This is a genomic window from Bradyrhizobium sp. WYCCWR 13022 (genome assembly GCF_030435535.1).
Taxonomy (GTDB): Bacteria; Pseudomonadota; Alphaproteobacteria; order Rhizobiales; family Xanthobacteraceae; genus Bradyrhizobium.
Genome location: NZ_JAUIZJ010000048.1, coordinates 171260 through 193968, shown reverse-complemented (window position 1 = coordinate 193968; position 22709 = coordinate 171260). Strand labels below are relative to the sequence as shown.

The 22709-nt window shown below is 64.7% G+C and carries 25 protein-coding genes and 1 tRNA gene; 8 read left to right on the top strand and 18 right to left on the bottom strand.

Going from position 1 to position 22709, the window contains the following annotated elements; genetic code table 11:
* Positions 1-31 precede the first annotated feature (31 nt).
* Positions 32-370: a phasin family protein gene (locus QY049_RS37890; RefSeq protein WP_148754857.1), complete on the bottom strand. Its 339-nt coding sequence runs from the start codon at positions 368-370 to the stop codon at positions 32-34.
* 388 nt (positions 371-758) lie between these two features.
* On the opposite strand from QY049_RS37890, the gene QY049_RS37885 reads away from it, so the two are divergent.
* Positions 759-2561: a serine hydrolase gene (locus tag QY049_RS37885; protein ID WP_194482378.1), complete on the top strand. Its 1803-nt coding sequence runs from the start codon at positions 759-761 to the stop codon at positions 2559-2561.
* Positions 2562-2786: 225 nt separating this feature from the next.
* Here the strand turns inward: QY049_RS37885 and QY049_RS37880 are convergent, their stop codons facing one another.
* The 9 genes from QY049_RS37880 to QY049_RS37840 all read right to left on the bottom strand — a co-directional run bounded on the left by QY049_RS37880 (position 2787) and on the right by QY049_RS37840 (position 10342).
* Complete coding sequence (locus tag QY049_RS37880; protein WP_194482377.1) at positions 2787-3512, bottom strand: DnaJ domain-containing protein; 726 nt, start codon at positions 3510-3512, stop codon at positions 2787-2789.
* A 442-nt stretch (positions 3513-3954) separates the two neighbouring features.
* Complete coding sequence (locus QY049_RS37875; protein WP_301270629.1) at positions 3955-4710, bottom strand: VWA domain-containing protein; 756 nt, start codon at positions 4708-4710, stop codon at positions 3955-3957.
* A 139-nt stretch (positions 4711-4849) separates the two neighbouring features.
* Positions 4850-5710 carry an alpha/beta fold hydrolase gene (locus QY049_RS37870; RefSeq protein ID WP_194482375.1) on the bottom strand — a complete coding sequence of 287 codons (861 nt, stop codon included), beginning with the start codon at positions 5708-5710 and terminating at the stop codon, positions 4850-4852.
* 342 nt (positions 5711-6052) lie between these two features.
* Entirely contained in the window at positions 6053-6976 is a 924-nt protein-coding gene (locus QY049_RS37865; RefSeq protein WP_194482374.1) for a division plane positioning ATPase MipZ, read from the bottom strand.
* A 259-nt stretch (positions 6977-7235) separates the two neighbouring features.
* A complete protein-coding gene (locus tag QY049_RS37860) occupies positions 7236-7676 on the bottom strand; it encodes a DUF1489 family protein (protein ID WP_301270628.1) in 441 nt (146 codons plus the stop codon).
* A gap of 42 nt (positions 7677-7718) precedes the next feature.
* The gene (locus tag QY049_RS37855; protein WP_301270627.1) at positions 7719-8675 is read right to left on the bottom strand and encodes a hypothetical protein; all 957 of its coding nucleotides are present in this window, start codon (positions 8673-8675) and stop codon (positions 7719-7721) included.
* Positions 8676-8827: 152 nt separating this feature from the next.
* Positions 8828-9019 carry a hypothetical protein gene (locus QY049_RS37850; protein ID WP_080137309.1) on the bottom strand — a complete coding sequence of 64 codons (192 nt, stop codon included), beginning with the start codon at positions 9017-9019 and terminating at the stop codon, positions 8828-8830.
* A 205-nt stretch (positions 9020-9224) separates the two neighbouring features.
* Positions 9225-9593 (bottom strand): YidB family protein, encoded by a 369-nt coding sequence (locus QY049_RS37845; RefSeq protein WP_194482371.1) that lies wholly within the window; start codon positions 9591-9593, stop codon positions 9225-9227.
* 86 nt (positions 9594-9679) lie between these two features.
* A complete protein-coding gene (locus QY049_RS37840) occupies positions 9680-10342 on the bottom strand; it encodes a glutathione S-transferase family protein (RefSeq protein ID WP_301270626.1) in 663 nt (220 codons plus the stop codon).
* Positions 10343-10462: 120 nt separating this feature from the next.
* Between QY049_RS37840 and QY049_RS37835 the strand changes: the two genes are divergently transcribed.
* Entirely contained in the window at positions 10463-11179 is a 717-nt protein-coding gene (locus tag QY049_RS37835; RefSeq protein WP_301270625.1) for a DUF599 domain-containing protein, read from the top strand.
* Positions 11180-11939: 760 nt separating this feature from the next.
* On the opposite strand, the gene QY049_RS37830 is transcribed toward QY049_RS37835, so the two are convergent.
* The 4 genes from QY049_RS37830 to mgtE form a co-directional block, all read right to left on the bottom strand.
* Positions 11940-12836, bottom strand: coding sequence for a hypothetical protein (locus QY049_RS37830; RefSeq protein WP_258766597.1), 897 nt, complete (start codon positions 12834-12836; stop codon positions 11940-11942).
* A gap of 49 nt (positions 12837-12885) precedes the next feature.
* Positions 12886-13704: an aldo/keto reductase gene (locus QY049_RS37825; protein ID WP_258766595.1), complete on the bottom strand. Its 819-nt coding sequence runs from the start codon at positions 13702-13704 to the stop codon at positions 12886-12888.
* A gap of 137 nt (positions 13705-13841) precedes the next feature.
* The gene (locus QY049_RS37820; RefSeq protein ID WP_194482366.1) at positions 13842-14153 is read right to left on the bottom strand and encodes a DNA-binding transcriptional regulator; all 312 of its coding nucleotides are present in this window, start codon (positions 14151-14153) and stop codon (positions 13842-13844) included.
* A gap of 167 nt (positions 14154-14320) precedes the next feature.
* A complete protein-coding gene (gene mgtE, locus QY049_RS37815) occupies positions 14321-15742 on the bottom strand; it encodes a magnesium transporter (protein ID WP_301270624.1) in 1422 nt (473 codons plus the stop codon).
* 76 nt (positions 15743-15818) lie between these two features.
* Here mgtE and QY049_RS37810 point away from each other — a divergent pair, with 76 nt between their 5' ends.
* Both QY049_RS37810 and QY049_RS37805 read left to right on the top strand, forming a co-directional pair.
* On the top strand, positions 15819-16625 hold the full coding sequence (locus tag QY049_RS37810; protein WP_194482364.1) for a polysaccharide deacetylase family protein: 807 nt from the start codon (positions 15819-15821) through the stop codon (positions 16623-16625).
* 178 nt (positions 16626-16803) lie between these two features.
* Positions 16804-18069, top strand: coding sequence for a polysaccharide deacetylase family protein (locus QY049_RS37805; protein ID WP_194482363.1), 1266 nt, complete (start codon positions 16804-16806; stop codon positions 18067-18069).
* A 9-nt stretch (positions 18070-18078) separates the two neighbouring features.
* Here the strand turns inward: QY049_RS37805 and QY049_RS37800 are convergent, their stop codons facing one another.
* Positions 18079-18453, bottom strand: coding sequence for a hypothetical protein (locus QY049_RS37800; RefSeq protein ID WP_301270623.1), 375 nt, complete (start codon positions 18451-18453; stop codon positions 18079-18081).
* Positions 18454-18680: 227 nt separating this feature from the next.
* On the opposite strand from QY049_RS37800, the gene QY049_RS37795 reads away from it, so the two are divergent.
* The gene (locus tag QY049_RS37795) at positions 18681-18938 is read left to right on the top strand and encodes a hypothetical protein (protein WP_301270622.1); all 258 of its coding nucleotides are present in this window, start codon (positions 18681-18683) and stop codon (positions 18936-18938) included.
* A 44-nt stretch (positions 18939-18982) separates the two neighbouring features.
* Here the strand turns inward: QY049_RS37795 and QY049_RS37790 are convergent.
* A tRNA-Leu gene (locus tag QY049_RS37790) sits at positions 18983-19067 on the bottom strand.
* 163 nt (positions 19068-19230) lie between these two features.
* On the bottom strand, positions 19231-19473 hold the full coding sequence (locus QY049_RS37785; RefSeq protein ID WP_011088012.1) for a FliM/FliN family flagellar motor switch protein: 243 nt from the start codon (positions 19471-19473) through the stop codon (positions 19231-19233).
* 68 nt (positions 19474-19541) lie between these two features.
* Here QY049_RS37785 and lipB point away from each other — a divergent pair, with 68 nt between their 5' ends.
* Together lipB and QY049_RS37775 are read left to right on the top strand one after the other, a co-directional pair.
* Positions 19542-20279 carry a lipoyl(octanoyl) transferase LipB gene (gene lipB, locus QY049_RS37780; RefSeq protein ID WP_301270621.1) on the top strand — a complete coding sequence of 246 codons (738 nt, stop codon included), beginning with the start codon at positions 19542-19544 and terminating at the stop codon, positions 20277-20279.
* 199 nt (positions 20280-20478) lie between these two features.
* Positions 20479-21192, top strand: a complete 714-nt coding sequence (locus QY049_RS37775; RefSeq protein ID WP_301270620.1) for a DNA helicase — start codon at positions 20479-20481, stop codon at positions 21190-21192.
* 44 nt (positions 21193-21236) lie between these two features.
* On the opposite strand, the gene QY049_RS37770 is transcribed toward QY049_RS37775, so the two are convergent.
* A complete protein-coding gene (locus QY049_RS37770; RefSeq protein WP_301270619.1) occupies positions 21237-21659 on the bottom strand; it encodes a 4-oxalocrotonate tautomerase family protein in 423 nt (140 codons plus the stop codon).
* A gap of 113 nt (positions 21660-21772) precedes the next feature.
* Between QY049_RS37770 and QY049_RS37765 the strand changes: the two genes are divergently transcribed.
* Complete coding sequence (locus QY049_RS37765; protein ID WP_301270618.1) at positions 21773-22627, top strand: LysR family transcriptional regulator; 855 nt, start codon at positions 21773-21775, stop codon at positions 22625-22627.
* Positions 22628-22709 lie beyond the last annotated feature (82 nt).

Sequence of the window (22709 nt, the reverse complement as noted above, 5' to 3'; positions counted from 1 at the left end):
GCCGGGCTTTTTGATTCCAGGAGTTTAGAAATTACTGCGCGGCCGGCGTGAACTTCGACACGACCGTCTCGACCGGCTTGAACGCCTGCTTGGCGAGGTCGCTGTAGAGGCCGGCGATCTTCTGCGATTCCGCGACGAAGGTCTCGTAGGCGGAGCGGGCGAAGTCGGTCTGGGCTTCCATCGCCTTGTCCAGCGACTTCACGCCGGAAAGCTTCTCGACGAACGACTTGGTGTCTTCAAAGGACTTCTTGGTGTAGTCGCCATAAGCGCTGGCGATCGCCTGGAGGCCGTGCTGCACCGAGGTCGCGGACGCAACGCACGTCTCGAAATGCTCTTTCCCGTAGTTCTGGAAGTCTTCAACCTTGAACATCTTGAAATCCTTTTCCCTGGCTCGTGTCCGGAAGCCCCGGCTCCCTGACTCTGCCCACAATTAGTGCAACGCACAAAAAAGTCAAGAATCTTGTGCGTCGCACAAAAATCGATGCAAGTTACGGAGATTCCCGGGCTTTCCCGCAAGGGTTCCTTAAGCTTTTGGAAACCGCGGCACCCTACCCTGATTCCCTGGACGTGTTCACCTTCCGCAGACGGTCAAAAGCCGTTTGAGAACATCACCTTAGCCAGAACAGCGGCTCAGGCCCAACGTCCCCCGCAGTGAGCACCAGCGGAGGGACAGCATGAGCAGGTAATGATCCCGGGTCCGCAGGGCACAATTTCGCCTCACGAGCCGGTGATCAAGTCACAAACGGGGACGGGGTTCCATGCTTCGTAACAACTGGTCTTCCTCGCGCTTGGCGCGGGTCGGCGTTTTCGGGCTTCTCACGGTCACAACTGCCGTCATCTTCACGACCGATGCAGCCGACGCGCGGCGCCATCGGCGCCATTACGCACACCACCGGGTGCAGCGCGAAGCGTCCGAGAGCTCCAGCCCGAAATTCGCGTCGATCATCGTCGACGGCAATTCCGGCGCGGTGCTCCAGTCGAACAACCCCGACGGGCTGCGCCATCCCGCTTCGCTCACCAAGATCATGACGCTCTATCTTCTGTTCGAGCGTCTGGAGTCCGGCAAGATGAAGCTCGACACCGAGATGCCGGTGTCCCAGCACGCCGCCGACCAGGATCCGACCAAGCTCAATCTGCATGCCGGCCAGACCATCCGCGTGGAAGACGCGATCAAGGGCCTCGTCACCCGCTCGGCCAACGACGCGGCCGTGGTGATCGCGGAAGCGATCGCCGGCGACGAGGACGATTTCGCCGCGATGATGACGCGCAAGGCGCGCGCGCTCGGCATGTCCAAGACGGTCTATCGCAACGCCAATGGACTGCCGAACGACGAACAGGTCACCACCGCTCGCGACCAGGCCACGCTCGGCCGCGCCATCCAGGAGCGCTTCCCGCGCTATTATCGCTATTTCTCGACCACCTCCTTCACCTGGCGCGGTGAGCAGATCCGCAACCACAATCACCTGCTCGGCAGCGTCGAGGGGGTGGACGGCATCAAGACCGGCTACACGCGCGCCTCCGGCTTCAACCTGGTGACCTCGTTGCGCCGCGGCAACCGCCATTTGATCGGCGTGGTGCTGGGCGGCCGCAGCGGCGGGTCGCGCGATGCCATCATGCGCAACCTGCTCGCGGAGAACCTCGAGAAGGGCGCGACCACCCACACCGTCGCCGCGGTGACCGAGCGTAATAGCGCAGACGCCAACACCGACGTCGCCGATGCGTCGGATATTCCGGCCCGCCCCGCTCAGCCGGTTCAGGTCGCGGCCGCTCCTTCCCCCGAGGCAGCCGCGCCGCGTCCCTCGCGCCTGGCGACCCTTGCCGCCGCGACGGCCGCGATGCCGCCGGTCCAGCCCAAGCCTGAAGCCAAGCCGATGGAGTCCAGGATCGAGCCCGCGCCGCTTACCAATGGCGTGATCTCGAGCCAGCCGCTCTCCCTCATTCCGGGTTCGTCCGAGCCGATGAAGCCGGTCCGGGTCAAGACGGTTCAGGTCAAGGCCGGCGCAGTGAAGGTTGCCTCCGCCGCCCCGACCCAGGTCGCCCCGCAGGTCACCAACACGATTTCACCCCGCAACGACGTCGCCGAGACCTCCGGCGCCGTAGTCGCCCGGGCCGACGTCATCAACAGGTCGGAGCCCGCCCCGTCCGAAATGCCGCAGCAGCCCGCAGGCTTCGGCACCGGCAAGGGCATCCTCGGGGTGCTCCCGGCGGCCACGGCCGCTTCCCCGGCGCCCGCTCCCGTCGCCAGGCTTGCCTCGGCCGATCCGGCACCGCAGCCGCTCCAGATGAGCGCCACGACCAGGCCCGCTGTTACCCATAGCGGCTGGATCGTCCAGGTTGGCGCGCTCGAGAGCGAGAGCGAGGCCCAGCAGCGCATCGAAACCGCCCGCAGTTCGGCCCGAGGCCTGCTCAGCAAGGCCGACCCGTTCACGGAGCCTGTCGTCGCCAGGGACAATCGCAAGCTCTACCGCGCCCGCTTCGCCGGCCTCGAGCGGGACCAGGCCGAGGCAGTGTGCCGGACGCTGAAGCGCGCCGACATCTCCTGCATGACCGTCCGCAACTGAGCTCTCCCGGCCTTTCCAAACCGAAATGCCCGCGCCTTGCGCGGGCATTTTTGTTTCGGGGATGCCGTGGCGCGGGAAGCTGTTCCGCGACAACCTCTCGTCAAGAATTTACGGTTAAAACTTTGCTCAAGGGATCGACCACGCCGACAATGGCGGGCATCGGGCGACGGCAAACGGAGCAAGCGGAGCTTACACGGTACGGGCGTTTGTGGCGTGGTGCCGGAGTTAGCCGTTATGCGTACGAAGCAGAGTATCCTTGGCCTCGTTTACCCGGGCAGCGAGGTACGTCGAGCCCCCCTGGTCGGGATGCAGTTTCTTCATGAGGGATTTGTGCGCCCGGCTGATGTCGTCGCGCCCCGCTCCCGGCTGCAAGCCAAGGATCTGATAGGCTTCCTCCGCCGTCATTTTGCCGCTCGCCGTCGTGCGGCGTTGCCCCCCTGCCGCGTTGCCTTGCGCGTTCTGACGCCAGGCGGGAAACCGGCGGTCCAGATAGCTTTCGAGTAGGGCCACGCTCTCGGCGTCGAACGCCGGGACCATCGCCAGCAGGCTAGCGAGATCGAACTCGTCGAGGCTGCGTCCGGCGTAAGGTCCGGCGACGATCTCGCCCGAGAGCTGGCCTGACTCGTGATCGAGCCGCATGTCCAGGAATTGCGAGCGCACGCGCGAACTCTGGCCGGACGGGCGCGTTGCGCCACCGCCAAACAGCCCCCCCATATTCCCGAACCCCGCATTCGCGAGCGGCGTCCAGCCGAGTAATCCCGCCCCGAATATTCCGAGCGGGATCGCGACCGCCAGTTCGCCCCTCAATCCGGTGAAGGCAGCCACTGCGAGCGCGACCACGCCGCCGCCGACCTTGATGGCCCGCGCCAACGCCGCCGGATTCGCGGCGCGGAACATCTGGAGCAACAGATAAAGCGTGATAACGGCCACAACGCCGGCGATCAGGGTCATGGCCGGAATATAGTCGCCCTCTTGTCAAAAAGCATGTTGTCCTTCCATCAGTCCACGATCGGAAGGTGACACGAGAGGTTCAATTCCGTCACTGTCGGCGGTAGCGGAGGTCGCATCATTATCGCAGGGGTGATGGTGAGGATTTCGAGGGAACGATGAGCAACGTGTTCAAGCCACCGATAGTACCGGCCGCGTTCTTCGGTATCGTGCTTGGCCTTGCAGGTCTTGCCCTTGCCTGGCGCGCTGCGCACTAGGTCTGGCACTTGCCCGCCATCGTCGGTGAAATCATTCTCGGTCTCGCCTCCGTCGTCTGGGCTGCGCTGATTGCTCTCTTCGCGCTGCGTTGGATTTTCGCGCGGGCCGAGTCGCTCGATTGTGCAGGGACGCCTGCTGCCGCCGGTCGCGGCTCAGCCTCCGGCGCAGGCCGCGCCGGCTTGACGCACTACTTCATCTGCCCGATCAGTTGCGCCGCGCCGCTCGCCGTCTTCGCCAATTTCAACAGCGCCTCGCGACCGCCGGCAGCGTAGGCCGCGGCGGCGCGCAACAGCTCGCGCAGCTGCGCCGCCGCGCCCGGATCGAACCGGCACCAGGCGCCGCCCGTCAGACGTGCGATTTCGCGAAACGCGTGTTCGGCGACCACATCATGACCTTCCTGAAACAGGAACACCGGCACTTTCAGCATGCCGAGTTCGCCGGCCTTGGCGCAGAGCGCATCGACCTTCTCTTCCATGGCGTCGCCGACGAAGACCACGGCACGCACGCCCGATGCGACCGCCTCGCGCCGCGCATCGGTCAGCACCCTGCCGATCTGGGTGTCGCCGCCGCGGCAATCGATCTTGCTCATCAGCGTCGCAAGCTTGCCGCTGTCCGAAATCCATCCCGTCGCTCGACATTCGTTGAAGCCGCGATAATAGACGAGCCGGATGTCGAGGCTGCCGAGCGCTGCGGCCTCGCGAAACATGTCGGCCTGAAGCGCGCAGGCCATGTCCCAGGTCGGCTGCCGGCTCATCGTCGCATCCAGCGCGAAGATCAAGCGGCCTTTCGCACCGGGTGCATGCGGCGACAGCGCATGCGCCTTGGCGACGAAGGCGGCGACGTCCTCCGCGGTCGAGGTCTTTGCCTGCGGCAGTGCGCCGTCACCTTCGGCTCTCGCCGACACGGCATCGCTATTGCGCGGTTTGATGGGGTCGCCGGACATCTGGGATCACACTCGGTGTCACGCCACCAATGTGGATAGCGCGCCCTGCCCGGTCAATGTGCAAAGCCTCCGCCGAAGGTGTCGGCGGAGGCTTTGAGAGGCATTTCGAGCTATGTCGAGCGAGTCAGCTCTTCTCAGATCAGCTCTTGGCTGGCGCCATCAGGGCGACCGGGCCGGGCTCGAGGATCTTGGGCGGAGCAGAATGGGTATCGACCGGTGCGATCGCACTGTCGGTGTCGCTCAGGAATTTATCGAGCATGCCCTGGATCGAGCTCTTGGCGTCATCCGGGCCAGTGTCGCGCATGTCGTTGTGCTGGAAGTTGGTCTTCACAACCTCAATACCGGCCTTCTCGCACTCCTCGTCGGTCGGGATCACGCCTGGATCGGTCTTGAACTGCGGATCATGAGAACGGAACGACAGGATCTTGAACTTGCCCGCAGTGACGAAAGGCACACGGAGATTGTCCAGCGTGACGACCTTCTTGACCTCATCCGGGTACTGCTTGGCGAAATACATGGTGATGTCGCCGCCCATGGAATGACCGACCATCGTCACCTTGGAGTAGTCGGCGTTGGGCTGAACCTTCTTCATCTCCTGCATCGCCAGATGGATGTTGGCGACGCCGCGCAGGATCTGCGGCAGGCGGCCGACATAGAGCTCGCCGGGCTTGGTCACCATCGGCGGGTCGGTCGGCAAATCGTGCTGCGGGCTGACGACCAGATAACCACGCGCAGCGAAGATGTTGGCGAGGAAGCCATACTCGGTGTTCTTGACGGTGTTGCCGTGATTAATCACGGCAACCGGAAGGGTGATCATGCCGGCGTTGGCCTGCATTTCCTTGTCGCGACGGATGGCGATGTCGACAGGCACGGGACGATTGTCGCGCGAGGCGTCATAGAAGGTGATGGTCTCGTGCTTGATGGCCCACTTGCTCGCCGTGAAATAGGCGACGCCGCAGAGGGCTCCGACAGAAACCAGAACGGCAATTCCACGCTTCATTTTCGTCCTCAGCCTCAGGCTCTTGCGGCCTGAATCCCTGTTGAAAATCGTGTTTCTTCCGGGGCTCTCCGGCCCCTGGTCGCCTATTCCCTAATATATGTCACAGCAGCGTGACAGGAAGGCTAAATATTGTGATCCGGCAGCCCTTTCATTGTGCGACGCACACGTTTGGTGGGCACCCTGTTATGGTACCGCTACGTCCGGATGCAGATGAGCATCCGACGCAACCCGTCACGATCGGATTCAATTTCGCGGTGAATGCCGGGTGAAAACGACTTGGGGCGGCGTTGGGTTCCCTCGAGGACCGGCCGCCATCATCGATCGGAAGTAGCAGCGTACCGCCTAGGCCCCGAGGATGTCGTGAACCTCGAGCGGCTTGTCGACCTGACTGAACCACTCCGCGCGATTTGCCGCACGTCGACGGCCGCGCTCATCGAGCGGCAGCTTGAGCTGGCGCAGCAGGCTCGTCACCTCTTCCCGCGCAGTGAGATGGCCGAGATTGGGCCGCATCCCGAGCGTGGCCTCGTCGATCTCGTCAAGCGCCGTCAGGCCGCGCGGGAAGAACTCGCGATAGACGACGCGCTCGGCGAAACCGTCGACGTAGCGGAAGCCCAGCCGCAGCGACAAGTCCTTCAGCCCCTCGGCGACGAGCTGCTTGTTGCGCGAGCCGAGCATCGACAGGCGGTTGCGCACCACGATCCAGTCGGTGGTCGAGCCGTCGAGCTGGCGGCGCTTGCGCCTGACGTCGCGCACCATCTCGGCGTAATGGCTTTCCCCCGTCACGGCGTAGTTGGCGGGATCGACGGTGCCGAGCACGTCGAAATCGAGGAAGCTGTCGTTGATCGGCGTAACCAGCGTGTCGGCCATCGAATGGGCCAGCCGCATCAGATAGCTGTCGGTGCCGGGCGTATCGATGACGATGAAGTCGAAACTGCTCTCCACCGCCGAGACCGCCTCCATGAATTGCTGGAACTCGGAATTCTCGTTGTCGGCGATTTGCATGGTCTCGCCGAGCTTGATGCAGCGATGCACCGGCAGCTCGAGATCGACCTTGGTGCGGCGCGCCCATGCCGAGCGGTTGTTGATGTAGCGGGTGAAGCTTTGCTGACGGCAATCGAGGTCGATAGTGGCGACGCGCTGGCCGGCCTTCAGGAGCGCAACCGCGATGTGCAAGGCGGTGGTCGATTTGCCGGAGCCGCCCTTTTCATTGCCGAGCACGACGACATGCGCCGAGCCGGATTGGCTTTGGCTAGCCTGCACGAGCATGGCGATCCTCGACACCCCTGAACAATATCTTCGAGTTGGCCGCGTCTGCGGTCAAGTGAAATGCGTAACGGGATGACGAAATCACCGTGCGATGATGGGTCATCATGAATCGCGCCGCGACATTGCGCCTGTGATCCAGCCCACGATCACGCGACATCATCGCAGCACGGGAATGCTGTGCCCGATGTCGATGCATGGCGTCCACGACCGCCGCTTGTTAAGGTTAGCCGGCTGCGCGGCTGATCGACAATATCGCGGTTCAGAGCAGCCCGAGATCACGCAGCTCGCGCCGCATCGGCTCGGGCATCGCCGCGATCGTGCCCGCGGCGGATTTGCCGAGATCGGGCGGCACCGAATCGTCGGCGAGATAGCGCCAGCCCTGGAACGGACGCATCGGCCGCGGCGACACCGAGATCACCTTCGGCTGCATGACGATCCGGCAGCGTCCGATGCCGTCCTTGTCGCGGAACGGCTCGATGCCGATGATCTTCTCGCGTGCGGCGATCTCGCCCTTGATGACCCAATAGAGCGATCCGCCTGCCAGAATCTCGGCAACGCGCTTCGGCACCATGCGGGTGATGTGGATGTGGTGTTGCGGCAGGCCTTTTTTCTTGGCCGTTTGCATCCGTTCGGCGATCCACCCCTTCAATTCCTTGACGGAGTCGCAGCCGACGGCAAGCTTGATCAGATGGAGTGGCATGGCCCAGCATTAGCGGGCCATGCGCAGCTTTTCAAAGCCGAACTAGTTGTTATCCGCAGCCGCGGGCACCGAGCCCGGCGGTGGCGTCAGCGGAACCGGCGCAGCAACAGGCGCGCGCGCAGCCTTCGGCGCCGGGGGCTTCTTCGCGGCCGGAGCACGAGGCGTCGCAGGTGCCGCCGCATTGGCGGCCGGCGGCGGCCGCGTGGCTGCCGTCGGCGGCTCCGGCGTCATGATGCTCACCGGCGGGGTCGACGAGGCGCTCGGGAACTCGGCATTGGTCGGCCGGCCCGTCGGCATCGATGGCGGTAACGCAGCGATCGGGTTGGGCGGCAGCGCTCCCGGCGCGGCGGCCGGCGTATTCCAGGTCGGCGCGTAGCGCGCGACCAGCTGATCATAGAGATGCGCGTCCATGTTGGCGGCAACCTGCTGCTGGTCCGTCAGAGAGCGGAACGCTGCGCAATCAAACTGGGTGCAGCCGTCGCGCGCGACCAGCACCTGAGCCACGAGGCCGTAGCGATCATGCTCCAGCGACTTGCGCAGCACCTTGGTGTCGAGCGTCATGCTCTTGTCGGCGGTCGCGGCATCGCCGAGCGCGGTCAGCCGATCGATCCGGGCCGCCGTATAGGCGACCGCAGCAGCCGCGGTATCGGGCGCACCGAACAGGGCCTTCTCGCAGCCAGCGGCGACGGCGTCACCGGCGAGATCGTCGAGGCAGGACAGCGCCGGCAGGCTCGCTGTCACCGTGGCTTGCGTGCCAACTTCCGCAATCGGGTTATCGTGCCCCAGCGGCCCATAGATGCGCATGGTCGCGGCCACCGCGATGCCGATCGAGAGCAGCGTGATGACGGTCAGCGCCCCGTTGGCGACCGATTTCTCGGCACGCACCAGCGTGATCAGCAGGATCAATCCGAAGAAGCCGCCAGCTGCCAGCGTCATCCACATCGGGAAGGCCGGCGAGCGCCAGATTTCGTCGAGCGATGAGGCCCATGCCCAGTTCATGCGCGATGTCCCCCCACGCGAGAGCTGATGGTCAAGCGAGCACCGCGAGTCGGCAACCGCCCCCACCTCACCTTGGCGAGGCGAAGCGGGCCATTTGACGGCGGGCGGCGCAAATTCGTCCGCGATGTCAACGCGCGGCTGCCGTCAGCGCATTACGAGAGCGCGAGCTGGCTTTCCTTGGCGACCCGTTCGAAGGCTTCGGTCGAACTCTTGATCCGGTACTGGCAGTCGTCGCCTTCCGTCGGCAGCAGGCGAATGACCTCGTACGAACCACTCGCAGCCGGGCGCGCGATGTTGCTGGCAGTGAACAATACGCGCGTTCCCACGGGGAATTTATGCTTCAACGCCCATCTCCATCACTCAAACAGCGCCGGCCGTGCCCAGGGTCCCACTGCGACGGACCGGCTGAAAACCCGGTGCGACCTATAGCACGCGATGCGGCGTTTTGGCCAGCAGTATGCAGCCAGCGCAAACGCACCAATCCCGCAATATTTTCAGGGTGATAGCTGGGGAACCGGGCGGCCGGCGACGCCCGCCGGAACCTCCCCCTCAGGCGCCGTGAGGCAGATGGCCGTCCGGGCTCGCCTGGTCCACGGCCTTGGGCAGCTCCTGCGCCAGGATCTCGCCGAGCTGGTCGACCGGGATGTTGTAGCGGGCGGCGAGCTGGCGGACGGTGTCGTTGCCGAGCACGGCACGAAGCTGGTCGGCCGAGATTGGCAGGTTCTGGCCGTTACCGAGCCAGGACTTGACCTGGTCGCCGAAGCCCGCCTGCTGCAGCTTTGCAACGATCGCACCGAGGCCGCCCTGGTTGTTGCTGCCCATCACCTCGCCCAGCACGGCCGGCAGAACCGCGGCGCCGAGCTGACCGAGCGCGCTGCGCAATGCGGGATTGTTTTCGAGTGAGTCCAGGATTCCCATCGTCGTCCCTCTCCAGAGCCCGTCTTCCCTTGGATTGAGCGCCGCAAGCTGGTATGCCGTCAAGCCGCGCTCGATCACATTCGTGATTACACGTTCTCGAACTTTTCGATGACGAGCGTTTCGGCGATGCCGTCGCGAGTCCATTCCTGGAACGCCGGCATTGCCATCATCGTGTCCATGTAGGCCTTGGTCTCCGGCGTGACCTCGATGGCATAGGTGCGGAAGCGATGCACGACCGGGGCATACATCGCATCCGCAGCTCCGAAGCGACCGAACAGGAACGGCCCGCCGGCGCCGTAGCCGGCCCGGCACGTGTGCCAGATCTCCTCCACGCGCGCGACATTGGCCCTGGCGTCCGCCGACAGCGTCACGGGCCGCACCGGACGGTGCAGGTTCATACCGCATTCGCCGCGCAGGGCCATGAAACCGGAATGCATCTCGGCGCACACCGAACGGGCAAAGGCGCGGGCCGCGACATCGTCGGGCCAGAGCTTCTTCTCCGGATAGCGTTCGGCGATGTATTCGATGATGCTGAGCGAATCCCACACCGTGATGTCGCCGTCGACCAGAACCGGAACCTTGCCGGCGCGGCTGAAGGACAGGATCTGCTCCTTGTCCGCGGGATTGTCGGTGTAGAGCGGAATCACGGTCTCCACGAGCGGGATGTCGTTGGCGCGAAGCGCGAGCCAGGGCCGCATCGACCATGACGAGTAGTTCTTGTTGCCGATCGCGAGCTTGAGCGCTGCCATGTCGCTGGTCCTTACCTAAGTCCGTCTGTGCGGCTGCTTTTAGCGCCATCGCCTGCCCCCAATCAATCGTTGCCGCACCCCACCATGCGTGGCAATCGTGTGGCCCGCGAGGAGAGAGACATGAGCAGGCATTGGGTCGACATCACCGCCGTCGGCTTCTTCATCGTCGAATGGCTGGTCTATGCCGCCACGCTCGAACACTCCGCCTATGGCCGCGACAGCCTGTCTGCGCGAATGAACCGCTACCGCGAGGTCTGGGTCCGCCGCCTGCTCGACCGCGAGGCGCGCATGGTCGACATGCAGATCATGGCCTCGCTTCAGAACGGCACCGCCTTCTTCGCCTCCACCAGCCTGTTCGCGCTCGGCGGCGCGCTGGCGCTGCTGCATGCGACCAACGACGCCATCGCCATTCTGGCCAAGCTGCCGATCGACCTCAGCCCCTCGCCGGCGCTGTGGGAGCTGAAATGCGTCGGCCTGGTGCTGATCTGCGTCTACGCCTTCTTCAAGTTCGCCTGGGCATACCGCCTGTTCAACTACGTCGCGATCCTGTTCGGCGGCATGCCGCCGGCCTCCATGCGCGACACGGCGGAAGCCGAGGCCCATGTCGTCCGCACCTCGCGCGTGTTCGAATCCGCCGGCCGCCATTTCAACCGCGGCCAGCGCGCCTTCTTCTTCGCGCTCGGCTATCTCGGCTGGTTCGTCAGCCCCTGGGTGCTGTTCGTGACCACGGCCGCGGTGGTGGTCGTGACCTGGCGGCGGCAGTTCGCGTCGAGCGCCTGGGCCGCGATGGCGCCGGAGGTGGTCGCGGGTGACGAGGGATTGAAGCGGCGTCGTTGAGTCCGGCTCTCGCCACAACGTCTTTGCGTGCAATGACGAAGTTCGAGGCAACGGCATCGCTCCTGCAGTTTTGCATTTCGAATCGCAGACACACCTTCGCGCTCTCGCGACGCGTTTCGCCCGAGCTTTGCTTGTTCTCTCCGCCCTCTTGTCCAAGAGGGTGCAGGGAAGGCCGGGTGCCGGCGGCACCCGCGGTCCGCTGCGCGAATGTAGCGCAGTGAAAGACCGCACAGCGGCATACAGGTGAAGCCCCAACACACGGCCTTCCCTGCGCGATGGGTTGACGGCTTATGCCGCGCTCTCCCGGGAGCCGAATTCCTTCTGGCCTCCCTCGCCCCGCGAATTGACGATGTGGTTGATCCGGTTGGACGCTCCACATCTCCGCGACAGGCTTGACCGTAGCGACGACGGCCGGGACCACACGGTTTTGCCGTACGCGCGTCCGTTGCCGCCACAGGGTCTTGCAGACGTGTGCACACGCGCCGCAAGAATGCTGGCGAGACGAACTGAACAGCGCCGCTCGTCCGCACGCGGTTTCGGGCTCACAGGGACTACCCGCCCTGCCCGCACCCTCTCGTGACGACGCTGCCGCGTCCACCGCACTCCGGCTCGCAATTCGTGACGACGTACGATCGCCCCTCAAGGATGAACCGGGATGGACGACACATACGCTATTTCCGAATTTCGGTAAAGTGGAATATTTTCGCCGGCGCGGATTGACAGCATCGGCGGTGTTTTGCCCGTCGGGCCGTTCGCGCGGCTACGACCCGAAATCCCCCGGCGTGAAGGAAAGGTCCATCACGCTCCATTCCGCGTATTTGTCCGTTGGCAGCATCTTGTAGGGCTGGCAATTCTGGAGCGCGCTGATCGCTGATTTCACGATGGCGACGCCCTTCGCGGACGGCGGCGCCTCGATCAGGATCGGCTCGCGCGCCAGCGTACCATCCGTGGCCATCACCGCCCGCAACCTGATGCGCACGGCATCGGTCGGCGCGACCCCCGCGGGCAGTTTCGAGCAGCTCCTCAGGTGACGGCGAAGCTCGGCAATGACCTCAGGCGGCAGCTTGGCTGCGATCGAGTCCTTGGCATCGCCGCCATCATCCTTGGGAGCGTCTTTCGGCGCGGGCGGCAATGCAGGCGGCAGGCCCAGCGTCACATGGTATCTGACGGTGACATCCGGCTCCGGTTGCTTGTAGGCCGGAGGCGCGGCCTGCGGCTGCGGCATCGCAGCCGGTGGCTGTTGCGGTTGAGATTGCTGGGGTTGAGACTGTGCGTTGGCCTCTTGCGGCTTCGCCGCCTGTGGCGGCCGAGGCTGCTGCCTCTGCTGCAGTGGCGCCTTCTCCGCGGGCTTCTCTTCGGACGGCGCAGGCTTGGGCGATGTGTCCAGCTTGTCCTTGTCGGTGAAGTCGAGCTTCGGCAGCTTGAACTCGGGGAGCTGTTCGGGCGGCTTCTCCCTCGCCTCCTCCCGCGCCTTCTCTTCCGCCTTGGCCTCCTCCTGCTTCACCTGCTCCGGGGTAACGATATCGACCGCAACGGTCTCGGCCGGCGCGGCATGAAACGGATGGACCTCGCTGATCAGGATGATCAGCGCCACCAGCGTCAGATGCGCGATCGCTGACGCCGCAATATCAGGCCGTATGATCTTCCGCGGTTCCATCGCCCGATCTTGGGTTGCCACTTTGCTCCTAGCATACCCGGGTTCCCCCTCAATCCCATTTCGGCGCGAAGCCGAAATCGGTCAGGCGGCCCTTGGGGCTCGCCAGCGCGGCGATCTGCCCCATCTCCTCGTCGGAGAGCTCGAAATCGAAGATCTCGATGTTTTCCGACAGGCGCTCGATGCGCGACGTTCTGGGAATTGCCGACACATTCTGTTGCACCAGCCAGCGCAGGCAGATTTGTGCCGGCGTCTTGTGATGGGCACGACCGATGGCCGCGAGCGTCTGGTCGGCCTTGATGCGCCCCTTGGCGATCGGACTGTAGGCAACGAGCGCCATCCCGTGCTGGTCACAGGCCGCCCTCACCTTCGTCTGGTCGAGATAGGGATGATATTCGACCTGGTTGCAGACCAGCGGCTCCCCCGACAGAGCGACCGCCTGCTCGATCAGCGCCACCGTGAAATTGGAGACGCCGATGTGGCGCGTCAGGCCCATGCGCTTGGCATGCGCCAGCGCGCCCAGCGTCTCCTCCAGCGGCACGTGCGGATTGGGCCAGTGCAACAGCACGAGGTCGACGGCTGGAAGCCTTAGGCGAACCAGGCTCTCCTTGACCGACCGTTCGAGATCGTGGGGCGCGAAATGGTTGGTCCAGACCTTCGTGGTGACGAAGACGTCGTCCCGGCGCACGCCGGAGGCGCGCAAGCCGTCGCCGACCTCGCGTTCATTGTCGTAGACTTGGGCGGTGTCGATGTGGCGGTAACCGAGTCGCAGCGCCTGCTCGACCACGCGGGCGCAGGTCCGGCCGCTGAGCTCCCAGGTCCCGAGCCCGACCGCCGGAATCTTCGCGCCATTGGCCTCGACGAACCGCATGAGGAATCCTCTCTGTTGCGGCAGCCTCTCGCATCATTATGGACCCGGGCCGCCAGAGTGCAACGGACGAGGCCGATCGCGAAACCAGATCTTCAGCCGCAATGCTAACGGAAGGTTCGCAAGGTGAGGCCTTGGTGTCAGGCTTTGGCGAGTGCCTGGAAAACCGTGTCGGGCGCATGTGCGATCACGGCCAGCAGCGCGCGGGCAGGTCCGCGCGGGGCGCGCTTGCCCTGCTCCCAATTGCGGATGGTCTCGACGGGCACGCCAAGCTTGGCGGCGAACTCCATCTGGGTGAGGCAGGCGCGCCGGCGCAAATCGCGCACCGCGAGCGAGCCGGCCTCGGCCGGCGACGCCTCGACCGCAGGCTGGACCGGCTGGACGGGAAACTCTTGCCCGTCCCGCACCTCAACGATCCGTCCATCCGCCTTCAGCCGCACGCGCATGCTCATTCCCCCAAGCACGGGCGATCATGCGGCAGGTCGCTTAAGGTCGGATTAAGGATGGGGGTCTCGTGCCCCGGGTGCGCCGTGCCGCCGTCTATGTCCGGGTTCGGCGCAGCAACGCCAAGGGCGTTGCAGCGCGCCCGGGACACGAGAGCGCGGTTGCCGCAAGAGACCTATTTCAACCCGAACCACAGCGTCGCAATGCCGAGGAACGAGAAGAAGCCGACGACGTCGGTCACCGTCGTCACGAACGTGCCCGAGGCCACCGCCGGATCGGCCCTGACGCGTTCGAGCGCCATCGGGATCAGGATGCCGCCGAGCGCGCCGGCAATGAGGTTGCAGATCATCGCGAGCCCGATGACGATTCCGAGGCCCGGGATCTTGAACCAGGCGACCGCCGCGATGCCCGTGATCACGGCAAAGCCTATGCCGTTGACGAGACCGACCAGCGTCTCGCGGACGATCACGCGCCAGGCGTTGGAGGCACCGAGCTCGCGGGTCGCGAGCGCGCGCACCGCAACCGTCATGGTCTGGGTCGCAGCATTGCCGCCCTGGCTCGCGACGATCGGCGCCAGCACGGCGAGCGCCACCATCTGTTCGAGCTGGCCCTCGAACAGGCCGAGCACGGAGGACGCCAGGAAGGCGGTGGCGAGATTGATCAGCAGCCAGTTGAAGCGGCCGCGCGCAATGGTCAGAAACGTGTCCGACAGCTCTTCGTCGCTGGTGACGCCGCCGAGCGCCTTGAGGTCCTCGTCCGCCTCCTCCTCGATGACGTCGACCACGTCGTCGACGGTGATGACGCCGACGAGGCGGTCCTGGGTGTCGAGCACGGGCGCGGCGACGAGGTTGTACTTGCCGAACATGCGCGCCACCTCCTCCTGGTCCTCCAGGACGGAGACGCGGCGGCGATCCTCGTCGGTCAGTTCGGTCAGCGGTACCGGGCGGCGCGCGCGGAGCAGCACGTCGAGCGCGACCGCGCCCAGCCAGTGCTGGTCCTTGTCGACGACGTAGATCTCGTAGAAGCGGTCGGGCAGATCAGGCGTGTCGCGCATGTAGTCGATCGCCTGACCGACCGTGAAATCCTGCGGCACGGCGATGAACTCGGTCTGCATGCGCCGGCCGGCGGAGTTTTCCGGGTACAGCAGGCTGCGCTCGAGCGCGACGCGCTCCTGGAGCGGCAGCTTCTCGAGGATCTCCTCCTGCTCCTCCTCGTCGAGGGTCTCGAGCAGCTCGACCGCGTCGTCGGATTCCAGCTCGCGGACGCCTTCGGCAACCGTCTCCGGCGGCAGTTCGTCGAGGATTTCCTCGCGAACGGTCTCGTCGACCTCGTTCAGAGCGGAGAAGTCGAAATCGGCGCCGGTCAGTTCGACCAGGCGAACGCGGTTTTCGGGAGCAAGAGCGGCAATGAGGTCACCGAGATCGGCCTCGTGCAGATCGGCAACGCAGGCGCGGAGCGTGGCGCTGTCGGCGGCCTCGATCGCATGGGCGATTTCGTCGACGAATTCCTGCCGGATTTCGCCGTCTTCATTGCGCATCGGGACGTGGTCGAGTACCAATGTCTCGGCGGAAGCAGCGCCATCCATATATTCATCCATGGAACGCCTCGCCGTTGGACAGGTTGGTGATTTGGGCTGACGGTCAGGCAATACCCTCAAGGCAATCGGGAGTGCAATGGCAAAGATGCAGCGGCCGAAATCGACCTCGATCACGATGGGCCTCGCTCTCGCCACCCTCACCGCGATCGGCTCAGCGAAGGCCGCGGACTGCCCGCGGAGCGATGCGCTCGGCACCTTCAGGGTCATGAGCGTCGATGCCAAGACCACGCCCCGCGTCGGCCTCAAGAGCTTTCCGCAGACACTTCCCCTCGCCGATCACGAAGTAGTGCTGACCTTCGACGACGGTCCGCGTCCGCCGTCGACGAACAAGGTGCTGGCGGCGCTGGCGCAGGAATGCGTGCGCGCGACCTTCTTCCTGGTCGGCCGGAGCGCCACCGAATTCCCCGATCTGGTCAAGCGCATCGCCCGCGAGGGTCACACCATCGGCCACCACACCTGGTCGCACCCGCATATGACGCGGATACCGGCCGATACGGCGAAGTACGAAATCGACCACGGGATCGCCTCCGACGAGATGGCCTTGCACGGAGTCTCGACCACGATCCCGTCGACGCCGTTCTTCCGCTTCCCCTATTTCGAGTCCACGCCGGCGCAGCTCGATCTGCTCGAGCAGCGCGGCATCGTCGTGTTCGGGGCGGATTTCTGGGCCAGCGACTGGAACGACATGACCCCGGAGCAGGAACTCAAGCTGATCACCGATCGCGTGGCCGCTGCCCGCAAGGGTATCATCCTGTTCCACGATGCCCAGGCGCGTACCGCGGCCATGATGCCAGCCTTCTTGAGATATTTGCGGGAGAACGGCTATCACGTGGTCCACATCGTGCCGGCGAACACGCCACGGAAGAACGCCGACGCGCGTTGATGCCGGAATGTCACGGCTGACCAAAATGGGGTGATTTGAGCCCTATTAACATTCTGTTCATGCTACGCCATGCAATGATTGAGGGACATCATCGGCGGGAAGGTGCTTGCGCCTGAACCGTTTCCGGATGTCTCCGACCTATTATGGCGACAGTCGCAGATGAGGGCTTACGGAGTTCATGATCGGCAGTAGCGCTGTTTTTCGGACGCGATCGTGGACCGTCCTTCTCCTGGGATTGCTGACCACGGCGTCGCCGGCAGCCTTCGCCGCCGAATGTCCGGGACATCCCGATGCGCTCGGCACCTCCCGCACGCTCGTGGTCGATCCGCGCGAGCATCCACGCATCGGCACCATGCAGTACCGCGAGACCCTGCCGCTGAAGGACCATGAGGTGGTGCTGACCTTCGACGACGGTCCGCTGCCGAAATATTCCAACCAGGTGCTGCAGATCCTCGCGAGCGAGTGCATCAAGGCGACCTTCTTCATCATCGGTCAGCAGGCCAAGGCCAATCCGGACGGCGTGCGCAAGCTTGTGGCGGCGGGCCATACCGTCGGCACGCACAGCATGAACCATCCGCTGACGATGAACAAAATGCCGATCGAGAAGGCTCAGGCTGAGATCGACGGCGGCATCGAGTGGACCTCGGCGGCCATGACGGACCCTTCCAGGCTCGCGCCGTTCTTCCGCATTCCCGGCCTGATGCGCGCTGACGGCGTCGAGAATTATCTGATCTCGCGCGGCATCCAGGTGTGGAGCGCCGACTTCCCGGCCGACGACTGGCGCCACATCTCGCCCGACCGCGTCTACCAGCTCGCGATCCAGCGGCTGGAGGCCAAGGGCAAGGGCATCCTGCTGCTGCACGACATCCAGGCCCGCACGGTCGCAGCGCTGCCGAAGATCATTCGCGACCTCAAGGCGAAGGGCTATCGCATCGTGCACGTGGTGCCCGCCACGGCCGACCGTCCGGCGACGCCGACGACACCGGTGGAATGGCTGCTGCATCCGCCGACCGAGACGACGCCGATCGCGCGCTGGCCCGCCGTACCAAGCTTCGTGTTCACACAGACCGCGACGTTGCCGGCCCCAGGCCTCGCCGATCTCAACGCGCAGACCGCGCACCAGCCGCAGGTCTTGCCGCGCAAGGCCATCGCGCAGGCCGATATCGCCGCCACCCTGCCCGCGCCCGGCCGCGATGTCTTTGCCATCCCCGAGGGATCGGTCGAGGTGCTGCTCTCGACGACCTTGTCGCGGCGGGCCGCGACGCGACTCGCGATGGCGGCCGAAGGGCCGCATGCCGGCAAGGGCAAGGCCGGGACGATCAGGGCTGGGAAGATTCACGCTCGGCGAACGGCTGCGCATACCGGGCCGAGGCCCGCCGCTCAGGCCAAGCGTACGGCGTCCCATCCGACCCGCCTCGCCACCAGCGTCAAGAAGCGCGCCTGAATAGCGCGCTTACTGCCGCATGATGTTGGCCACGCACAGCAGCACGACCAGCGCCAGGAAGAACAGGTCCATATAGGATTTGAGCTCGCCGTCACGGCGCAGCCTTGCGACGTCCGCCACGACCTGCTTGCGCGCGTTGGTCCCGCCCGAGCCGTCATTGATCGGCGCCTGAAGCCGCTTGGTCTCGGCCTCGAGCTTCTCGATCTTCTGGAAGAAGTAGAACGCGCGCAGCGTCGAGGCCGCGCGCATGCCGCTATAGACCAGCACCAGGATCGCGAGGATCGCCCGGTTCTGATACTTCTCCATGAAGTTCAGGCTGAAATAGACCAGCGCCATGAACGCGAAGTTGGTCAGGAAGCGGTAGACGAAGCTTAGAAAGACCATGCTGGCTCCAGCCGCGAGAAGTCGCGCGAGGCCCGTCTACGCCAACTTTGTTTCGACAAAGATACCATCCCCCGCGCGCCGCCGCCTTTTAGCCACGCGCCGCCGTAATGCAAGCGAGTGCGCGAGGCGCCCGTTCCGTTCCACGCAGTGCTGCTCGATGGAGATTCGCGTAAAGCTACGGTAGACTGCCGCTGTCACGCCTGAAGTCTGCGGATTGGGGTCTGCCGATGTCGAAGAAGGGAATCACGGGCCACGACGACTGGGTTCTGACCGAGGCGCTTGCGACCGCCCTGGTCGCGCTGGAGCAGCTCGAGGCGAAGCACCAGCCGAGCGCGCATATGGACGACATCCGCAGGATGCTGTCGCACGGCAAGGAGCCGAACGCGGTGACCTTGCACCTCGCCCAGGCCAAATGCCGCCTGTTCCCCGACCTCGATCCGCTGGAGATCTACCGGGAATACAGGATCGGCGACGAATATGGCTGACAGGCCCGTGCGGGCCGCCGGCTTCCAGGGATAATATTTGAAGATGGTGCGCTCGGAGGGACTCGAACCCCCACGGTGTTACCCACTGCCACCTCAAGGCAGCGCGTCTACCAGTTCCGCCACGAGCGCAAGAAGATACCGGCCTGAGGTCGTCGGCTGGCCGGATCAGCGGCGCCGATCTAACAAATCCATCAGGGGGATACAAGCCTGCAAAGACGCTGAAATCCACAAGCCTGGCAGGAAAGTCTCGCTCCCCCGCCCGGATCGGCCCTATCGGGTGAGGCCGGGTCCGCTACCGCGTGCCCGGCGTCCGCGGCAGCATCTGCTTGACCTCGACCGCGATCCGGTTGCGATCGACCAGCACGACGCCGGAAGCTACCGGCAGATTGTTGGCGAGGACCTTGACCTCGTCGGCCTCGGTTGCGTCCAGCTCGATGATGGCGCCGCGGGAAAGACGTAATACTTGATGGATCGGCATGGTGGTCGTCCCGAGGACGACCATGAGATCCACGGTGACTTTATCGAGTGTGGGCACTGTCAGGACCGCCGCAACTGGGGACTTGGTATTTGCTCCCACGATGATCACCACGTTATGGTTAGCCAATGGTTAATTCACCGCAAAACCCCCGCCAAGAGCTCGATTTGACGTCGTTTTCCGTCTCAGGCGGCGAGCCCGTCGAGTGGCGAATCTCCGACGCGCCGGTGCCCTATCCGGAGGCGGTGGCCGAAATGGAGGCGCGGGTCGCCGCGATCGCGGCGGGCGACGCGGCGGAGTTGGTCTGGCTGCTCGAACACCCCCCGCTCTACACCTCCGGGACGTCCGGCAAGGAGGCCGACCTGCTCGATCCCCGCTTCCCGACCTTCGCGACGGGGCGCGGCGGGCAGCTCACCTATCACGGCCCCGGCCAGCGGGTGGCCTACATCATGCTCGACCTGAAGCGCCGCCGGCCTGACGTCCGCGCCTATGTTGCAAGCCTGGAGGAACTGATCCTGAAGACGCTCGCCGCCTTCAACGTCCGCGGCGAGCGGCGCGAGGACCGGGTCGGCGTCTGGGTGAAGCGGCCGGACAAGGGACCCGAGCACGAGGACAAGATCGCGGCGATCGGCGTGCGGCTGAAACGGTGGGTCTCGTTCCACGGCATCGCCATCAATGTCGAGCCGGAGCTGTCGCATTTCGCCGGCATCATTCCTTGCGGCGTTGCCGATCCCCGCTACGGCGTCACCTCGCTGGTCGATCTCGGCCGACTCGCGACGCTTGAGGATGTCGACGTCGCGCTCCGGCAGTCGTTTGAACAGCTGTTCGGGCCGACCAAAGCGTTGGCGCCGGAAGCTGCCGCCTGACTCATTCCTGTTGGAGACACGCCGACCGCATTCTCCGCGAGCGCGGAATCGGTTACGCTTCTATCAGGTGCCGCCCACGCCTCCCCCCTCCACCGGGAAAGTACAGACCATGCCGGGCGACTAAGCCATCGGACCGACTGTTTGAGCACCGGGCATAAGGAGGGATTGCGCTTTCTGCTCGCATCAGGAGGTTCTGACGATGAAGCTTTCTGCACCGATCCATCATCTGAAGCGCAAAGCAAAACGCTTGTCCCGCGAGGGCGGCATCCCGCTCTACGACGCGCTCGACCGCGTCGCGGCGACGGAAGGCTTTTCCGCCTGGAGCATGCTCGCGGCAAAGGCTGCGGCGATGACGCCCGCGAACAAGCTGTTTCCGCAATTCGGGTCCGGCGACCTCGTGCTCATCGGCGCCCGCCCCGGTCAGGGCAAGACATTGATGAGTCTTGAGCTTGCCGTGGAGGCGATGAAACCAGGCCATCGCGCCGCTTTCTTCTCGCTCGAATACACCGAGAAGGAGGTGCTGGACGGCCTGCGCGCGATCGGCGTGGAGCCGGCGCAGTTCGACAAGCTGCTCGAAGTCGATTGCTCCGACGCCATCAGCGCCGATTACATCGTCAAGCAGATGGCCACAGCGCCGCGCGGCACGGTCGTCGTGATCGACTATCTGCAACTGCTCGACCAGCGGCGGGAAAACCCTGACCTCACAGTCCAGGTGCGCGCGCTAAGATCCTTCGCGCGCGACAAGGGCCTGATCGTCGTGTTCATCTCGCAGATCGACCGGTCCTATGATCCCGCGGTCAAGCCCTGCCCTGATCTCGGCGATGTCAGGTTGCCGAACCCGCTGGACCTGAAACTGTTCGACAAGACCTGCTTCCTGAACAACTCCGAAGTCCAGTTCCGGGCCGCGAGCTGACAAACGGGCTGCGGGTGAGATGGCTCACCCGCAGCTTGCCAGCTTCACGCCGCCTTCAGCGACATCTCGAGCTTGCCGGCGATATAGCGCCGCTCCTGGCTCAGGCCGCCAAAGCCGTAGGCGTCGCCCTTGACCTCGTCGACATGCAGGTAGGTTTCGGGATGCAGCGGTCCCAGGATCTCGGCCATGCGCTTGAACATCGCAGCGAGATAGGCTGCCTTCTCATCCTTGGTGTTGGTACCTTCGGTGACGTGGATATCGATCCAGTAGCTGGCGAGCTTTTGCTCGGCGAGCGACTTGCCGCCAGCGAACCAGTCGCCCGCGTCCACCGACTTCACGATGATGGCGGTCACCTCAGGATCCTTGCGCAGGATCTTTGCGGTCAGTTCGGACACGGCGCTCGCGATGTCCGCCTTCAGCGACTGCGACTGGCGGGATGAGGTATAGGATACGGTGATCAAGGGCATTGTCGTTCTCTCCTCAAGATGTCGCGCTGTCTGCGCGGCGTTGGTGAGAAGCTAGACCTTCAGCCATCATTTTGATATCTTATATATGATGATACCAGTGATAACCATTAATAATGACAGATACCCTCGACATCGCCACCATCAAGGCCTTCCTGCTGGTCGCCGACCTCCACAGTTTTACCCGCGCCGCGGAAGTGCTCGGCACGACGCAGGCGGCGGTCAGCCTCAAGCTTCAGCGGCTGGAAACACTGCTGGGCAAACGCCTCGTCGAACGCTCGCCGCGCGCGGTTCGGCTCACCGCCGAGGGCGCGAGCTTCCTCGATCGCGCCCGAGCGCTGATGGCAGCTCACGACCGTGCGCTGTCGGGTGAGGCACCCGCCACGCAATCACTCTCGCTCGGCATCTCCGACCATGCGGCGGGCCCTGAATTGGTGCCGCTGCTCGAACGGCTGCATGCGATGTCGTCCAACCTGACTCTGGCCGTCACCATCGGCTTCTCGCGCGAGATGCAGGATGCCTATGACGCGGGTGGGTTGGACGCGGTGATCGTTCGCCAGGAAGGTAGCCGCCGCGACGGCGAAAAGCTGACCGAGGACGAATTCGGCTGGTTCGCCTCCCGACGCTTCACGCTGCCGAAGGGCGAAGCACTGCCGCTTGCGACGCTCGCCCCACCCTGCGGGGTGCGCGCGATCGCCGTGCGCGCGCTCGACAAGGCCGGCATCGCCTGGCGCGAGCGCTTTGTCGGTGGTGGCGTTACTGCGGTCGTCGCGGCCGCACTGGCTGGCCTTGCCGTGGCGCCGCTGGCACGGCGGATCGCGCCTCCGGGGCTGATCGATATCGGTTCCACGCACAAGCTGCCGAAGCTCGGCAGATCGAAGGTGATGCTGCATTCGAAGGTCAGCGATCCCGCCAAGCTGGCGGCACTGCGCGCGGTAGCCGCGACGTTCCGGGGCGTGGCCGCCATCTGACATCTCACAGGATCGCCTCGAAGGCGTCGACCGCCGTCACGCCGCCTCGCCTCCTGCATACCGTTTGCTTGATTTGCCTAAA

Bases quoted from the DNA above. Each gene is read 5' to 3' on its own strand.
- QY049_RS37825 (WP_258766595.1), bottom strand. From the start codon at position 13,704: ATGCGGTTCGTCGAGGCCAATGGCGCGAAGATTCCGGCGGTCGGGCTC.
- QY049_RS37855 (WP_301270627.1), bottom strand. From the start codon at position 8,675: ATGAACTGGGCATGGGCCTCATCGCTCGACGAAATCTGGCGCTCGCCG.
- QY049_RS37810 (WP_194482364.1), top strand. From the start codon at position 15,819: ATGGCAAAGATGCAGCGGCCGAAATCGACCTCGATCACGATGGGCCTC.
- QY049_RS37880 (WP_194482377.1), bottom strand. From the start codon at position 3,512: ATGACCCTGATCGCCGGCGTTGTGGCCGTTATCACGCTTTATCTGTTG.
- mgtE (WP_301270624.1), bottom strand. From the start codon at position 15,742: ATGGATGAATATATGGATGGCGCTGCTTCCGCCGAGACATTGGTACTC.
- QY049_RS37870 (WP_194482375.1), bottom strand. From the start codon at position 5,710: ATGAAGCGTGGAATTGCCGTTCTGGTTTCTGTCGGAGCCCTCTGCGGC.
- QY049_RS37795 (WP_301270622.1), top strand. From the start codon at position 18,681: ATGTCGAAGAAGGGAATCACGGGCCACGACGACTGGGTTCTGACCGAG.
- QY049_RS37765 (WP_301270618.1), top strand. From the start codon at position 21,773: ATGACAGATACCCTCGACATCGCCACCATCAAGGCCTTCCTGCTGGTC.
- QY049_RS37775 (WP_301270620.1), top strand. From the start codon at position 20,479: ATGAAGCTTTCTGCACCGATCCATCATCTGAAGCGCAAAGCAAAACGC.
- QY049_RS37845 (WP_194482371.1), bottom strand. From the start codon at position 9,593: ATGGGAATCCTGGACTCACTCGAAAACAATCCCGCATTGCGCAGCGCG.
- QY049_RS37875 (WP_301270629.1), bottom strand. From the start codon at position 4,710: ATGTCCGGCGACCCCATCAAACCGCGCAATAGCGATGCCGTGTCGGCG.
- QY049_RS37840 (WP_301270626.1), bottom strand. From the start codon at position 10,342: ATGGCAGCGCTCAAGCTCGCGATCGGCAACAAGAACTACTCGTCATGG.
- QY049_RS37835 (WP_301270625.1), top strand. From the start codon at position 10,463: ATGAGCAGGCATTGGGTCGACATCACCGCCGTCGGCTTCTTCATCGTC.
- QY049_RS37770 (WP_301270619.1), bottom strand. From the start codon at position 21,659: ATGCCCTTGATCACCGTATCCTATACCTCATCCCGCCAGTCGCAGTCG.
- QY049_RS37885 (WP_194482378.1), top strand. From the start codon at position 759: ATGCTTCGTAACAACTGGTCTTCCTCGCGCTTGGCGCGGGTCGGCGTT.
- lipB (WP_301270621.1), top strand. From the start codon at position 19,542: ATGGTTAATTCACCGCAAAACCCCCGCCAAGAGCTCGATTTGACGTCG.
- QY049_RS37860 (WP_301270628.1), bottom strand. From the start codon at position 7,676: ATGCCACTCCATCTGATCAAGCTTGCCGTCGGCTGCGACTCCGTCAAG.
- QY049_RS37820 (WP_194482366.1), bottom strand. From the start codon at position 14,153: ATGAGCATGCGCGTGCGGCTGAAGGCGGATGGACGGATCGTTGAGGTG.
- QY049_RS37890 (WP_148754857.1), bottom strand. From the start codon at position 370: ATGTTCAAGGTTGAAGACTTCCAGAACTACGGGAAAGAGCATTTCGAG.
- QY049_RS37800 (WP_301270623.1), bottom strand. From the start codon at position 18,453: ATGGTCTTTCTAAGCTTCGTCTACCGCTTCCTGACCAACTTCGCGTTC.
- QY049_RS37805 (WP_194482363.1), top strand. From the start codon at position 16,804: ATGATCGGCAGTAGCGCTGTTTTTCGGACGCGATCGTGGACCGTCCTT.
- QY049_RS37865 (WP_194482374.1), bottom strand. From the start codon at position 6,976: ATGCTCGTGCAGGCTAGCCAAAGCCAATCCGGCTCGGCGCATGTCGTC.
- QY049_RS37830 (WP_258766597.1), bottom strand. From the start codon at position 12,836: ATGGAACCGCGGAAGATCATACGGCCTGATATTGCGGCGTCAGCGATC.